Annotated in this window: 6 protein-coding genes; 2 read left to right on the top strand and 4 right to left on the bottom strand. The window is 49.2% G+C overall.

The window, feature by feature from the left end:
* Positions 1-8: 8 nt before the first annotated feature.
* The 4 genes from K3T82_RS04540 to K3T82_RS04525 form a co-directional block, all read right to left on the bottom strand.
* Entirely contained in the window at positions 9-1,967 is a 1,959-nt protein-coding gene (locus tag K3T82_RS04540; RefSeq protein WP_220192297.1) for a hypothetical protein, read from the bottom strand.
* A 14-nt stretch (positions 1,968-1,981) separates the two neighbouring features.
* The gene (locus K3T82_RS04535) at positions 1,982-3,904 is read right to left on the bottom strand and encodes a hypothetical protein (RefSeq protein ID WP_220192296.1); all 1,923 of its coding nucleotides are present in this window, start codon (positions 3,902-3,904) and stop codon (positions 1,982-1,984) included.
* A gap of 15 nt (positions 3,905-3,919) precedes the next feature.
* Positions 3,920-5,962: a hypothetical protein gene (locus K3T82_RS04530; RefSeq protein WP_220192295.1), complete on the bottom strand. Its 2,043-nt coding sequence runs from the start codon at positions 5,960-5,962 to the stop codon at positions 3,920-3,922.
* 67 nt (positions 5,963-6,029) lie between these two features.
* On the bottom strand, positions 6,030-7,556 hold the full coding sequence (locus K3T82_RS04525; protein WP_220192294.1) for a hypothetical protein: 1,527 nt from the start codon (positions 7,554-7,556) through the stop codon (positions 6,030-6,032).
* A gap of 344 nt (positions 7,557-7,900) precedes the next feature.
* Here K3T82_RS04525 and K3T82_RS04520 point away from each other — a divergent pair, with 344 nt between their 5' ends.
* Complete coding sequence (locus K3T82_RS04520) at positions 7,901-11,257, top strand: ATP-binding protein (protein WP_220192293.1); 3,357 nt, start codon at positions 7,901-7,903, stop codon at positions 11,255-11,257.
* Positions 11,258-11,326: 69 nt separating this feature from the next.
* Entirely contained in the window at positions 11,327-16,411 is a 5,085-nt protein-coding gene (locus K3T82_RS04515) for a hypothetical protein (protein ID WP_220192292.1), read from the top strand.
* Positions 16,412-16,444 lie beyond the last annotated feature (33 nt).

Here is a 16,444-nt window from a genome sequence, read left to right as displayed (position 1 = left end):
CTCCTCCTTTAGCGTGCCACCGCGGCGACGGCTGAGGCCCCGGTAAGGACGGTTTGTGTAACCATTTGGAATTGTGTGACCTGCATGGCGACCGTGGTACTGACCGCTTGCGCCATCATTTGCCCGGCTTCAGACATGGTATTCATAGGAGCGCTTCCTAGTAGAGATGGAATGCGGATAACGAACCAGAGGCAGGCGATATGCATCATGTCCGCAAGCGTTTCTTCTTTGAGATGTCCGATGATGTGCTGTGGATCGCCTCCCACAAAAGCCAGCACATTGCCAAGGAGAACCTGGGTCACGATGGCGGCGATAACCATCAGGAACTGTACCATGGAAGTGGTGATAAATCCTTGGAGCCATAAGCGTGCCACAGGTTGCCCTACTCGCCCAGGGAGCGCCCAGCAGGCGATTCCTAGAGGAGCGGTGATGATATAGAGGTTGATGAAGAAGAGGCGGATAATCATCTGCCCCAACAGCATAAGGGCCATCAACTTGATAATCATCTTGAGCCCGTGCCCTAGCTCCGCGAGGTTTTTGAAGAGATCCTGAAAATCCAGGTCATTGGGAACAAGCTGAAAGTTGCTCCCGGTCGCGTCGTTTTCGCAGTTATAGATTACGACATCACCACCACCTGCCCCAGTTCCACCAACTGGTTGTGCTGTACCAACACCATTAAACATGGTACTTGCTGCACTTATAAATCTGTCAGACGTGTCTCTATAGCCTCTGGCACTTTCGAATTGTCCTGTCGGGAAAAAGTTTTGATCATTTTCGTATTTGGTCATCTCATCGAAATATTTTGAAAGGTCTTCCCACCATTTTTGAGGATTTGCATCGAAATTATCAATATCACTTTTTATAGTTGTTGGCATCTCTTTCAGATGATTAATTCTTCTCTGGGCTTCCTCTCCTTTGTCCATCCTATAGTCTTGGACTTGCTTGATAATATTTTCGGAGCGATCTTTGACATTCCTATAGATCTCAGAACCTTTGTAGTCTCCCCCATCAAAGAGCGCTATCCTGTCTTGATTATCAAAATTGATTTTTTTCAATGTGCAGAACATATCTTTGTTAAATTGTTTTACATCTTCGCTTGTAGTGCCTTTGTCATTCGGGGCCGCGTTGTCTGGGGCACGCCATTTTTGGGCCGCTTCTTGCCAGGTCACATCAGTTTGTTTTTCGAACTCTTCCTTACGGCTCGCATCCATAGTTGGGAAGAAGAGGCGGAGGGTGTAGTCTTTATAGTCTCCCGCACCAAACCCTGATTTGGTCCGATGAATATCTGGGTTTTCCTGCGCGTATGAATAAATGTAGTTGGTCATGGTATTGTTGAGACCGACAATAGCCATTGCAAAGGTCAAACTCAGATGAGCCGCGATAATGGCGACCAGTACCCCAGGCAACTCTTCTACCGCGCGTGAGTAGCGGAAGACGCCTCCTGTCAAAATGAGTTTGACGCCATTGAGCATGATGACAACCACAAGAAATGCATCCACGATCCCCAATATAAAGCCCCAGAGCGAGCGAATATTCGCGTTTTCGATAGTAATATCCGTCGGGGTATTGAAAAAGAGCGCATTCTCTTTGGCAATAGGATTCTGGATCTTGGGATCTTTCTTGGTATAGGTGCCATTGTTGTTGCCTCCTTCGAGGCAATCTTTTATCGCCTGATCTGTTGTGTTTTTCTGCTGACATTCTTCAGGGGTCGCGCTGTGAGCCTGGCTTATGATCTTCCCAAGTGGAACGGCGATAGCTCCCAGTCCTGTGTAGGTATTCGTCAATTCTGTGTGTTGTGCGATTGTGGCCATAGTGGAGTTCGCCACTTGGAGCAAAGGTTGCCACTGGGTTACCAAGACCACGACCTGGAAGAATAGCACAATCAGCAACAGGTCCAGGTGGTGCCACCAGCGTCGTTGTTTGGGCTGCTTTCTAGCGAGGAGCGTGTTTGGTATGAACTTGATCATTCTCTACTCCTCCTTTAGCGTCCCAAAGACGCGGTGCCAATTGAACCAGCGCTTAGCCCAACCTGGCTTACGAGTTGGATCTGCATAATTTGCATGGCTATAGTCATACCAACCGCCTGGCCCATTGCCTGGCCAGCATCCGTCATCGTACGCAGCGGGGCGCTTTGTAGGAGCGACGGAATGCGGAAAACGAAATACAGGCAGGCTATGCGTATAAGATCAGAGAGTGTTTTATTATCTAGATTGCCTGCTATATGGTTAGGATCTCCACCGGCGGTAAAAGAAAGGATCTCTCCTAGCAAAATTTGTGTGACAATGAGTGCTATTGCCATGACAAATTGCACCAGGACAATAGAGATAAAGCCTTTGAGCCACATCTGCACCACAGGTTGACCCACCTTACCTGGCAATGCTCCACAGGCAATACCGAGTGGGGCAAGGACTGTATAGAGATTGATAAAGAAGAGGCGGATAATCATCTGCCCCAGAAGCATAACCGCCATTACTTTGGCGACTGCTCCCAATCCACTGCTCAACGTTTGCAAATCCTTGAAAAGATCAGTGAAATTGATGTCATCAGGGACCAATTGGAATGAATCGCCAGTGGCATCAGGTTGACATTTATAGACGATGACATCGCCCGCCAGATCATTGCCATTGGTAGAGTTTCCTCCTCCCGCGCCGTTAAATAGTTGGCTCGCGGCACTAATGGCCTTGTCCGTATCGTCTTTATAACTTCCAGCACTATCAGCCGAGATAAGATACTTATTCTCGTATCCGGTCATTTCTGTACTAAAATCTTCTAAATCTTGATACCATTTCACATCGTTTTTAGACAGATTACTTAGATCTTCTTCAATCTTGTGCGGCATATCCTGTAATTTTTTCAAGACATCCTGCGGCATCTTTCTGTCATCTTTATTGCGGATGATATTCTCAGAACGTCCTTTTATGCTTTGGTAAAGATACCCATCGTGGATATTGGCGCTGGTGCCAAAGAGATACTCTCTATCAGACACATCAAAGTTGACTTTTTCCGAGGTGCAAACCATATCTTTATTAAACTTCGTGATGTCTAAATCCGTGGTTCCTTTGTTTCCTGTATAACCATACCCTGCCTTAGGGCCGGGCCATTGATCTTTGGCATCATAAGGATTGGGGATAGGTATTAATTTTTCATAGTATGTCTCTTTATCTTTGTTCGCGATGATATATGGGAAGAAAACACGTAATGTCAGTTCCTTGGTATCCTTACCGGAAGCGAACCCTGAATGTGAGCGATGAATGCCGGGTGTCTCCTGAGCAAAGTTATAGATATAGGTCGTCATAGAATTGTTAGTGCCAATGATGAGGGTGATAAAAAGCAGGCTACTGTGGGCGACAATAATCGCCAGGAGCACCCCGGGCAACTCTTCGATAACACGTGAATAGGTAAAGACGCTTCCTGTCAAGATGATCCTGATACCATTCAACATCAGAAGGATGACGAGAAATGCGTCTACGATCCCCATGACGAATCCCCACATTGTGAGTACATTGGAGTTACTGACAGTAATGTCAAGGGGCGTAAAGAAGAAGAGCGAGCTGCCCTTAGAAATTGGATTCTGGATCTTCGCCTTGTCGTTTGTGTAGGTGCCTCCCGAGTTGTTGCCTTCCATGCATTTCTGCAAATCGGTTTCCGAAAGATTCGGATCTGAGCAATCGGCTTGAGCGATGATTTTCGTCAGGGGAATGACTATGGTATTCAGTCCTGTATAGCTAGCAGCCAGAGAGGACTGATGCGTTATGGTTGTTATGGATGACAGTGCGGTTCGCAAAAGCGGCAATGGCCTGGTGGCAAACACAAGGAGATTGAGTACTATCACAATGATGATGAGATCCAGGTAATGCCACCAGCGTCGTTTCTTCTGTTGTTTCCAGCGTCCAACTTTGAACATAACTTCTTGTTTCCCTTAACGAGCGATTGCGCTAACAGCGATTGAACCGACACTTATTGCCGCCTGTACTTCCATCTGGAACTGCGCGACCTGCATGCTTATGGTTGTTCCTACAGTCTGTGCCATCATCTGCCCAGCCGCGGCCATTGTTTGCATGGGAGCGGTGTTGAAGAGTGTTGGTATGCGCATGACGAACCAGAGGCACGCTATATAAATGATATTGGTAAGCGATTTATTATCGAGGCCACCTGCGACATTTTGAGGATCGCCTCCGGCAGTGAAACTAAGGACACCTCCCAGGAGCGTTTGTATACCAATCAAAGCAGCCACCATGAGAAATTGTACAAAGACCGTTGAGAGAAAGCCTTGCAACCAGAGCCGGGTGACGGGCTGACCTACTTTTCCAGGAAGCGCTGAGCAGCCAATCCCTAGCGGAGCGGTGACGATATAGAGATTGATAAAAAAGATACGCACAATCATCTGGACCAGCAACATAAGGGCCATGATTTTTCTCATCATGGGTAAAGCGTCGGTCAGACTCTGTAGATTTTTGAATAGATCCGTGAAATTCAGATCATCTGGGACGAGCTGAAAGGTATTGCCAGTCGCATCAGCAGAGCATTTGTATATGATGGCGTCGCCAGGCATGTCAGAGCCATTGGGGGACATGCCTCTTCCCTCGCCATTAAACAAAAGGCTAGAGGCACTGATAATAGCGTTGGTTTCATCTCTATAGGTAGTTAAATCCAGGGTAGTGGGCAGAAAATTGTTCTTTTCGAAGTTACCCATATCTGTATCAAACTGTGTAAAGTCTTCATACCATTTCAGTGCATCCTGCCCAAACCCTGTAGGGCTAATGTCATCCTTGATTGTTTGCGCCATACTTTGCAGGTAGTTCAAGTCATCTTGCGTAAACTTATGGTCATCTCTTGTCTCATCTTTATGGCGTATGAGATTCTCTGAACGGAGCTTAACGCTCATATAGATGTTGGAGGTTTCGGGGCTGGTGCCAAAGATCTTGTCTCTCTCCGAGATGTCGAAGCTACTCTTTTCCCAGGTACAAACCAGATCCTTATTTTTGAATTGATTATTCATATCTTCACTTGTAGTGCCTTTCCCATTGGGGGCACCATTGTCAGGGGCGGGCCATAGTTTCGCGGCATCGGCGGGGCTGGGCGCCTTAGTGGTTTCGTAGTATTGCTCTTTATCCTTTCCTGTCTCGGTAAAAAACACGCGCAACGTAAGTTCTTTTTCGTTATTGCCTGAGCCAAAACCAGAGGCGTCGCGCTTAATGACAGGGTTCTCTTCGGCGAATGTATAGATATACTTGGTCATCGAATTGCCCAATCCGATGGCGGAGACCATGAAGAGCAAGCTAATATGAGCTACGATGATAGCCAGTAGGGCGCCTGGGAGATCTTCAATGGCGCGCGCATAGCGGAAGACGCTTCCCGACAAGATCACACGTAGCCCTTGCATTAGCAGGGCCACCACAAGAAAAGCATCAACAATAGCGAGCATTGCGCTCCAGAGCAAGTTTACTTGCGTATTGGCAATCGTAATCTCAAAGGGAGAGAAGAAGAATAAAGAGCTTCCCTTAGCTATGGGATTCTGGATTTTTGGATCATCTTTCTGGTAGGTATCCCGACCTGTGACTCCGTCCATGCACTCTTGAAATTGCATAGGAGGAATATTGCGGCAGGCCTCAGGAAGATCTTTACAGTTGACATCGTTGCCGCATTTCTGCAGGACATCCTGTATGCATTTGGTAAACTCGCTGCCCTCTTTTGCTCCACAAGGGTCATTGGCTGCCGACTGATTATCATGTGTGAACAGATTCTCCAACGGTGCCGCTATGCTCGCCAAGCCGCTCATACTGTTGCCAGAGCTATGCTGTGGTTGTGGCGCTTGCGTTGGTGATGGATTGAGCGATGCAAGTAATAGGATACTGGTTAGCACAATCGCGATAAGGAGCGCGATTGGCATGTCCAGAAAGTGCCACCATTTTTTCTTTGTTCGCTCTCGCTTTAGAGCCGATCCTTGACCTGACATTTTCATAGTAATGCTGCATTTCCTTTGCAATAACTTAATGTTTTTACTGTGTCAAAACTGAAAATGCGGTCTGTTAACGGAAGAATGAAAGCGCGCTTCCTGCCCCTTGCACAACCATTTGCGCCTCTGCCATCTGGATAGCCATAGTGGTATTCACGACCTGAGCCATAGACTGCCCAGCCTGTACCATCGTACGCATTGGCGCGGTACCTAGTAGGCCTGGAACACGGACAAGAAACCAGAGGAAGCAGATGCACATCAGGTTTGTCAATGTGATAACATCCAGCCCGCCAGGGCCTTTTGTCATGTCGTGGTCCGTTGTGGCTGGGGTCAAGACGAAGTGGAGAATGGCTGCAACCATGACTTGAATGACAATTAATGCGACCACCATGACAAACTGTACTAAGACAGTTGAAATGAAGCCTTTCAACCATAGGCCAGTGATTGATTGCCCCGTTTTTCCTGGCAAGGCCCAGCATCCTATTCCTAGTGGTGCTGTGATAATATAGAGATTAATAAAGAAGAGGCGGATAATCATCTGCGCCATTAACATCAGGGCCATGATTTTCAGGAGTACCCCTAACGCGTTGCCTAAATCTTGCAAGTTATCAAAGAATCCCGTGAAATTTAGATTGTCTTGCATCAACTGAGATCGTACAAGGACATCGATAGGCATGTCCTTGCAGCGGTAAACACCCGTAATATGCCCATGCCAGAGATCAGATGTAAAGTATTCTTTCCAGCCGCTTTTATGGCAATATTTATCTTTGACTTTCTGTGGTAGGTTATCGTAGACAGGAGCGTTGCCCCAGGTATCAAATGGGATAGCACCAATTCCAACCATCACATCAACATGATATGGATCGTTTCCCTCACTCTTGGGGATGCCATTGGTATAATCATTAGTTGAGCGGAAAAGTGTATCACTGGCCCAGGTATAAGTGTCGCCAATCAGAATGTTGTTGAGTCCTAGAAGTGTCGAGATAAAGAGCAGACTCACATGTGCTACTACAATAGCCAGAAGGACGTTGGGGAGACTTTCAATGGCTTTATCGAAACGGAAGGCTATGCCTGCGAGCATAAGCCTGATACCATTGATCATGATGAGTAGCACGATGAAGGCATCTACCAAAATCAGGACGCCACCCCATAATGCGATTATCTGAGGATTGTCAACCGTATACTTGTAGGGCGTGTAGAAAAAGATAGCTGTGCCGTCCGCTATTGGATTCAGAATGATTGGACCTGTGTCCTTATCGCCACCTTTGTAATCATTGCCATCATCGTTAAAGACACCTTCCAGGCATTTTCCTTCAAACCTTTGAGGATCAGTACACATCCCGGCGCTGGGGGGATCAAGCTTGTTTTGTGTCTGCTGAGGTATCTGCGGAGCTGCTAGCGAAGTTGTTTCTGTCTTGCTAGTGCTCGATGAAGAGGCTGTAGTCACGCTTGTTGAAGATGAATGCACAAGAAGCATCAGCAGAATTGTGACCTGTAGAATACCAAATACAATTATGAGGTCAAGATATCGTAGCCAGCGGCGCTTCTTTTTCGACTCCGGCTGTTGACGCGAAATCCATTTAGCTAATATCTTCTTCATAACGCAACCTGATCCTATTGCAGCGCTGTTTGTCCTACGCGACAAATTAAATAGAAGTTTGTAAATATACTGGCAGTTCAGTACCCTTACACTTAAGTTCTAATAAGACTAGATCCTGGTGGTTATTTATTTTGGAGTGTATGACCACCTTGAGCTCTTGCGTAAAAGATACTACTATGGTAGATAAAAATAGCAAGGACCGATAGGGATAAATAGGGACAGAAAGTCTTCCCTATTTACACCTATGAAAAACAATCCTTGTATGCTATTCTAGCAAAGATGTGTATACAGGGCGCTTAAATCCTCTAGCGGTAGGACCTATTTCTCTTTGAAAGGTGGATATCATGGTACCTGGTTTTGATGTAGAGTCGTTGAATAAGCTGGGGAAACTGATCGCGGGGCTGGAAAGATACCATCTGGAGGGAGCCGCGCCCGAGACCTTTGATCCCGTCGACCTCTTTGATGAAGAGGGGCAAACTTTCTTCCATGTGCGAGGGCTGGCAGATTTCTGGAGCCAGAAGCAAGAGGCGAATTTCGCGCATCATGTTGTGGATATCGTAATTGGTGCGCATCATTTGCGTCAAGCTGACCTAACCTTTCTCCTGGTAGGTACAGGCGCGAAAATTTCCATCTATATCTCGCTTGGTCCAGAGAAGACGACACGTAGCATTTTAGAGGGTGTTTTCCCTGGTATTAAGCTGGAGCCAGTGGTAACAAGTGAGCTCAATTCCATGCTGCGCTTGCGTTTCAGAAGCCAGGGCATCATGACGGGTATCCCCAGCCGCAAAGCTTTTGATCCCAATCAACCTTCAACTAGCCAGGATCAGGAAAGCCTGAATACTGCCCACAAAGTGAATGGGTCCAAGGACCAGAACCAATTAGAACGCGTCATTCGTGGGATGCATGGTGCGTCCTGGGCCTATCTGGTGCAGGCACATCCTCGCCCACGTCAGAAGGTCGTCGAGGAGCGTATGCGCACCGTCGATCTGCTGACGCAGATTACAACTCGCTCCCATGTCCAGTGGTCATCTACAAAGCAAGAGAGTCAGCAGTTTACCTCCATCGATTCGGGTGGACAGACAAAGAGCTTCAGCGGCGATATGGTTAACTATCGCGCTCAGTACTTGAAGCGCCTGCTTGAGCGGGAGCTTGAGCGCCTGGACCAGGCGGCGGCGGCGGGCCAGTGGATTGTGCATACCTACTTTGGCGCGAGCAATGTTGATGATACCCAGCGCCTGGCATCGCTCCTGCTGGGGACACTGGCTGGTACCGATTCACGCCCTGAACCGCTACGGGTCTCGCTTTGTGAGAAGTATGGAACACCTCACGAAGAGTATCATACCTTCCTGAGTTCACAGGAGGTCGCGACCCTGATTCAGCTTCCACGCGAAGAGGTGCCCGGCTATGCCATTCATGACCATGTACAGTTTGACGTCGATTTTCACGCGTCAGGACAGAATAACCTCCCATTAGGCATGATTCAGCATAATGGTCGCGATTCTCAGGAGACCTTCGATATCTCGCTTGATGCTCTGACTAAGCACGCGGTTGTTATTGGAGTCACTGGTAGCGGTAAGACGACCACAGTCATGAATTTGCTTGACAAGGCGGTGGAGGCGCGCAAGCCTTTTCTGGTCATCGAACCAGCCAAGACCGAGTATCGTGCGCTCCGCAATGCTTTCGGAGACCGCGCGAACATTCGCATTTACACATTAGGTAGCGAGATGGCGGCCCCTTTCCGCCTCAATCCCTTTGAGTTTGAGGTGACCGATGAGCCTGGTAGTGGCGCTTTGATGACGCATATCGACTTCTTGAAGGCGGTCTTTAGTGCGGCCTTCCCGATGTACGCGCCTCTGCCACAGGTGTTAGAGACCTCAATCTACGAGATCTACGAGGATAAGGGCTGGGATGTGACCAGTGGTACCAACCGCCGCCTTCCCAAATGGTCGGAGCGGAACAAGTACCCAATCTTCCCCACCCTGGCTGATCTCGACCGTAAGGCACAGATTGTCGCGGATCGCCTTCAATACAATCCCGAGGCGGACGCGCATATCAAAGCCTCGCTTAAAGCGCGTATTGGCTCGCTACGTATTGGTGCCAAAGGTCTGATGCTGGATACCACGCGTGGCATCCCTATGGCTGAACTGCTGGCGCGCCCAACAATTCTGGAACTTGAACATATCGGTAACGATGATGAGAAGACCTTTATCATGGGTCTCCTGCTCTCGCGCCTGTACGAATATCGTAGACTCCAGGCCGACGATCCCAGTAATGGCGGCAATCGTTTGACGGGCCAGGGCTTACGTCATCTGATCGTCTTTGAGGAGGCACATCGCCTGCTCCAGAATACCGGCCCAGTCATGCCATCCAACCCAGACTCGGCCAATCCGCGCGCTCAGGCGGTTGAAGTCTTCACCAACATGCTTTCGGAAATCCGTGCATATGGACAGGGAGTCCTGGTCGCGGAGCAGATACCAAGCAAACTGGCGCCAGATGTATTGAAGAACACCAATCTCAAGATTGCTCATCGTTTGATCGCGCAGGATGATCGGATTAGTCTGGGGCAGACCATGAACCTGACTCAGGCTCAACTGGTCCACCTGGGTGTGCTTACTCCAGGTCAGGCTGTGGTGTATGCCGAGGGTGCGGACCATTCCTATCTAGTACGTATGGAGAATTATAAGCACAATCTTGCCCCCTTGCCCGATGGCGAACTCAAGCGCGTGAGTCGGACCTACGCCTCAGTGAAACCCTTCCAGTTCATTACAGATTATGAGGCTTACTATGTGCCTACGACTATCATGGGAGGCCCAAACGCGACTCTCTACCAGGCTGCTACAAAGCTCTTAGATACGGAGCAGAGCCAGTGGTTACTTGCCAACGCTATGCTTTGCCTGGTCTCGAATCCGGCGAAAACCCTTGAGGTACTGCTCCAATTTGCGGAGCGCATCGAAGCGGAGATGGCCTATTTCTCCCAGCCGCAGCAGGATGTGCTGCTGCGCATGATTCTTGTGTTAGGATGCGCACAGACGGTCCAGGCGCGTGGTGCACAGTTGGGCTGGCCTTATCCGCTCACAGAAGAATTGCGAGTGCACCTTACGCATGGCCTGGTTGGTCTGGTATACGCGCAGCAAATCGCGGATAGTCAGGACGACCAGCGCACGGCTGATGAGCGTGTCGCGCAGATTCAGGATATTCTGACCAAGGCGGAGACGCACATTGACCAGTTTGTCAAGCAGTATGTTGAATTAAGCGAGCGCAGACAGGGGCCTTTCCGGGGTTGCGTCAATTGCCAGGCCCGTTGCCTGTACCGCCATGATGTGAGAACGCTGCTGACGCCACGGGACAAGAAATGGATTTATGGCGAGCTATCGAATGAGTCGTATAAGAATAAAGGCCAGCGCTACGAGGCTGTCATGCGTACCGCCTCGAAACTCGCGCGTGGCTGGATTGGTGGCGATGAGACTCTCGCCACCACCGGCGTTGGCTACTGTGCTGTCCTGCATACCATTGCCAGTGCTGACATGAGCGAATACGAGCGCAGTGTCGCCAGCGATGACCTCCAAACCTACTTCGCGAATCAGAATGATGAGGAAGATGACACCTTTGACGAGCCAGGAGCGGGAACTGACGGCGACGATCCGAATTATAAAGATTACGATGATATTCCTAAAGAGATACGAGAAGGGTTTGCCAGATAAAGAGATCACATGACTCTAGCGTGATGAAGGTTAATATCTAGATGATAGCAGGCAGAAGGGAGCAAGCATATGGCTGGTAAACGCCCAAAAATGAGCACTGGAGGCCCACTAGAAGAAGGGGTTGCGCCTAAAGTTGGAGGCGTCGGTAATAGTGGTGCGCATTTGGGGGGTATGGAGGGAGAAGTGGAAGGAGGAGAAGGGACAGTTGCGCGCCCTGCTACTTCTGCCAACACACCTTCTGAGAGGAATGATGAGGACGGGTCTGCCCATGAGCATAAGCCAAAGCATCCTTCAAACTCTGACTACCTACATAATCCATTTGGCTCCAATGAGGTTGCCCAGAGAGGCATGGCCCATAAAGCTGGATCGGGTGCTGCCGCGACTAGCTCTGTCAAAATGGATAAGCCTGGGGCGAAAACCTCTAAGCCACCGAAGGGCGAGTCGCATGATAGTTCTCAGACATCGGGATCAGGCGACCGAGCTCCAAAAGGCCGAGGGCCACAGCGGGGACAGCGTGGCTCCGGTAATAAAGCAACCGCTCAGAGAGAAGATGGAGCACGTTCACAGCAGACACGTGGCTTTAAAGAAGCCAAATATGAAGGCAATGAAGCCTATATCACGGATAGACAAGACCGAATGTATATCGAGAAGGGTTCGCTAGAGAATGCTCTTCGTGAGCAGCAGAATGGTAACCCTGTGCCTTTGAACCAGTTGCGGGAAGATATAGCATCAACGAAACCGGGTGGTATGTCAAAGGCGCAAGCTGGAAGGCTATTTGATAACCTGACGCGCGAGTATGCGGGTGCTCATGGTCAGGATGTTTCTTCACTAACAACTGAGAATGCTGCCTCTCCTAGCACTGCCTCAACTGGAAATGGTTCTGTATCGACGTCCACAGGTGGAGGGGAGAGTGGGAATTCATCCGCAGTTGAGGAGGGGAGTGCGGCTGCTCCTCCTATTGAGGATAAGGGACAGAATCCACCAGTTGAGCCCGAGCGTGCGCCAGAAGTGAGTAATACCGAGGGCGGCTCGGTGGAAGGTCCTCATGCTGCTGTCTTGAAAGATTTTGCGGAGAAAACCGGTATACCCGAGAGTGAAGTGCAGTCAGCTTTTGGGCGACATTTAGAAGAGGGGACCATTACCCCTAAGGATCTCGATGCCATTGGCGAGGACTTTGCTCACCAGAACAAGCTGCTTCAAGACCAACCTTACGGAAAGCAGGACACTAGTGATATGCGTCAAGGTCTGCGAGATGACCTTGAGGATCTGGCATCAGGGGACTTAAAACCCGGGAATTTCCTGAGGAGAGAGAAGAATATACAAGGAGATACCTCTACTTTGCGGGGCTTCGCTGAGAAAACAGGCATATCCGAGGAGGAGGCGCAAGCTCTCAGGCCATATCTAGAAGATGGGTCTATTACCCCCAAGGACCTCGATGCTATTAGCCAACGCATCTCCTCAATGGAAGCTGACAGGAAAGGCGTAGAGGCTGAGGATTTACGCTCAGGTTTGGGGGAGTTGAGCCAAAGAGGGGCGACTGCCAATGAATTTCTGGAGCAGCAGGGCGTTATTGAGCCTTCAGCTAATCCAAACGATGGTATTGCCTTTAAAACCGATGAACCTGCACTATCACCCACCTTTTCGGGCCTGCCGGAAAATTCATCTACCTATAGGCCATACTCGGCGACCGTGGGCGATCCACAGCAACAAGCGTCTGCTACGTCGTCCGCGACTGCGCCTGCTTCTGCTTCTAACGCTGCCCCTTCAGCGTCTTCCGCGTCGGGGACACCGCCTTCGCCACCTCCTGGAGGAACACCCCCCGGAGGGACGCCACCTCCGTCCCCTCCCGGAGGAACAACCCCTCCAACAGGAAGTGGGCAGCCACAGCCCAATAATGTTACATTAAATCCCCCTCAGCGTGATAAGTATGGGAAAATATCTCCTATGCCAGATTCATTGCAGGGTAGGTTTAACCAGAGTGACTACAAAGGCGAATGGAAGGATAGTAATGGTGGCATCGGCGGGCCTAAATACCATCGGTTTGAGCAGTTTACGGTCATTGAGGAGAGCAATGGAGATCTGAAAGTCGCTCCACCTATCCAGGTGCAAAAGGATGGGTTGGGGCAAATAAAAGGTCAAATCAACGCTAGCAAGTCTGTCGATCTTAACAAGCTCGACGCAACCAAGGGCGATCTGCACCAGTATGTGGCCCTACGCAATGATCTTCAGGGACAGGGCTGGGATGTAAAGCAGGTTGACGCGATGGCGCAGGGCTATTTCTCTTCGCTCTCCCAGTCGGCACGGGGTGGCGTTAATACCCTGAAGCTGAAAGACTTACCCCTACATAAAGACTTACAGGGAACATTCCATCGAGATCACTGCAAAAGCGTTGAGCTGACTGATAATGGTACCATTCGCTATCATATGGGGAGCGGTCAGAACCGATTCTATATCGAGACAACGGTGGATTCGAGGGGCGGAGCCAGCCATGTCATCACGAATGGGAAAAGCGGGGCCCGCGCCGTCTCGATGAAGGTGGAAGAGTTCACTGCTGCTAAAGGCGATGTGTACGCGTTTGCCCAGGCTCGCGGTACGCGCACCAGGGTAGGGGCCAAGGAATTCGATGATCTGTACAAGAACGCTTATGAAGCGCTTGGGAGTAAAAATAACTCGCTAGTACACCCGGATAATTTGCACCAGCATCGGAGTCTAGCACTTCCTCAAGGGCTTGAGAATGTCAACCCAAAGAGCTATAAGAGCGCGACGATTAGCCATGATCCAGCGAATGGCAGTTATACGATTACGCGTACTATTGAGGGCAATGGTAAGAGCGCGCAAGTCGTCACTGTGCGTCAAGCAAATGGTAATGAAACTACCAATATCCATGACGCGAATGGCAAATATGTGACAAGCCTGAGCGAATATAACCGGGTGAAAGGCGACTTCGCAGCCATTTTGCGTATGCGCCAGCGATTTAACGATACCTCTGGGAGAAGACACCAGGATTTCGATAATACATTCAAGGCCTTGAGCGCGGCTCAAAAGGGAGATCAGGGCGTCGTCAATCTTAATAATATGAAGAATTTGAATGTGTCATTTACTGAGCTTGACACGCGGTTAAATACTGGAAACAATGGTGCGAAATGTACTGGTATGAAGTTCGATTCCGAGGGCGCAGTCTTCACTATGAAGCATGGAGACAAGACGTTTTATATCCATGCATCTTCTACTAGGAGTGGGAAGCTCTCGTTCGAGGTACGCCAGAATGCTGACGGCAAATCTGGCTTTAAGGTAAACCTTGATAGATTTGACAAGGCTAAAGACAATGTCTTTGAATACGCCAAACTCCGAAGCGAAGAGGTTGGGCGTCATGCCGGGAGAACCGAGGGCGATTTCGACGAATTCAGCAAGCGGGTGATCCCATCGCTTCAGATGGACGATCGGAAGAACCTTGTGAATCCGGACAACCTTCACCTGCATCCACAAATGGCCCTGCCGTCAGAGCTCAATAGCCTGAACTCCAAATATTATAAGAGCGCGACGATTACATACAACCCTGGAGATGGGACCTTTACAGTCACCCAGAACATTGAGAACAATGGTAGGAGCGCGCAGATTGTCACTGTGCGCGACGCGAATAGGAACGTTCAGAGCACACATATACATGACGCGAATGGCAGACCTGTGATGAACGTCGATGAATACAACCAACTGAAAAACAATTTCACCGCATTCTTGCAAAAGCGTAAGGATTTTATTGACAATGGCGGAGATTATCAGCGCTTTGATAATACTGTCAATGCTTTAAACTCCTCTCAACAGGGTCAGAAAGTTCTGGATCTGAACAATGCGGAGCACTTGGGACCTTCGTCGCCATTAAGTTCGCTGTTAAACCATGACGCGAAATATAAAGGCATGACCTTTGATAAGGAAGGGATTACCTTCCGAATCGAACGAGAAGGTAGGGTGTTTTATGTCCACACTAAAATGGATGCCAGTGGAAGGCCTCGTTTAGAAGCTCGCGAAAATGAGAACGGCATTAGAGGATTTAAGGTAGACCTGGAAGAGTTTAATAATGCCAAAAACAATGTCTATAAATATATGGACCTGCGAGATAGGCATGCTTCAGGAAATCACGATCAATTCGACGAGTTCAGTAAGAGCGTGATTCCTTCGTTCCAGGGGCATAGGGCAAGCTTTGTCAACCTGGAGGAGTTTCATCTGAATTTCCCCCTGCCTCCACAGGTGAATATTCCTATCAATAGTACCAACTATACCAACGTGACAGCGAATCCTAATAATGATGGCACTGGTACCTATACCGTCACGCAGACCGTTAGCAATGGTAGTGGAGATACTGCTACCGTTGTCACCAGGCGCGACGCGGATGGTAACATCATTGATCGGGACTCATATATAAGTGATGGGCCTGGTCGACCGAGTATTATGAGCCTTGACGAATATAGGGTCGCCAAAAACGATCTTGGTGCATATCTGGCTGTACGCCATGGAAACCCCTTTTTCACGCCGCGTGAAATTGATCGTAGCGTTCAAACGTTAAACATGGCGCATAGGAATCCAAATGAGAGGTTAGATCTAAACAATCTTGCTCCTCACAAATCGTACTACCTAAACGAGATAAACGCACTTGATACACGCAAATGTCGGAGTGTCGGGCTGACGGATCAAGGCGTTGATTTTGTCTATCATAGCGGCATGGGTGATATCAGGGTTTCTGTCAATAGAGCGGGGGGGGCCACCACAGTTTCGCCTACCAATGGACGCTTCAGTGTTCGCCAGCAGCGGATGGATGAAGCGCTACGTAGTGGTCAAAGCTATCGCGATCTGCGGGATGATATGCTGAGTAACCATGGTATCCCTCATGAAGAATTTGACAACTTCGCGCGTGGCTATAGCTCTATTCATGCTGACCAGTTCGGTCGCATCAACCTGAGTGACACATCACGAAAAGGATTGCGTAAAACTGAGATTATGGTGCCTGGTAAGTATGGTGGCGCCGGAGGTGGTCACCATCAAAAGATGCATCACCTGCTGATTTTCCATGCTTTCAACTCATTGTCTCATGACTACTTTGCACTCAAGAAGGAAGAACTGACGGGCGCGGTGAAGATTGCGGAGACAGCGGCACATTAGTAGCCATATTGGCGATATTCCCCTGTCCGCTAC

It is taken from the genome of Ktedonospora formicarum, assembly GCF_016587355.1.
Taxonomy (GTDB): Bacteria; Chloroflexota; Ktedonobacteria; order Ktedonobacterales; family Ktedonobacteraceae; genus Ktedonobacter; species Ktedonobacter formicarum.
The sequence above is the reverse complement of the archived record's forward strand: the minus strand, read 5'-3'. Positions and strand labels throughout refer to the sequence as shown.

Bases quoted from the DNA above. Each gene is read 5' to 3' on its own strand.
- K3T82_RS04540 (WP_220192297.1), bottom strand. From the start codon at position 1,967: ATGATCAAGTTCATACCAAACACGCTCCTCGCTAGAAAGCAGCCCAAA.
- K3T82_RS04535 (WP_220192296.1), bottom strand. From the start codon at position 3,904: ATGTTCAAAGTTGGACGCTGGAAACAACAGAAGAAACGACGCTGGTGG.
- K3T82_RS04530 (WP_220192295.1), bottom strand. From the start codon at position 5,962: ATGAAAATGTCAGGTCAAGGATCGGCTCTAAAGCGAGAGCGAACAAAG.
- K3T82_RS04525 (WP_220192294.1), bottom strand. From the start codon at position 7,556: ATGAAGAAGATATTAGCTAAATGGATTTCGCGTCAACAGCCGGAGTCG.
- K3T82_RS04520 (WP_220192293.1), top strand. From the start codon at position 7,901: ATGGTACCTGGTTTTGATGTAGAGTCGTTGAATAAGCTGGGGAAACTG.
- K3T82_RS04515 (WP_220192292.1), top strand. From the start codon at position 11,327: ATGGCTGGTAAACGCCCAAAAATGAGCACTGGAGGCCCACTAGAAGAA.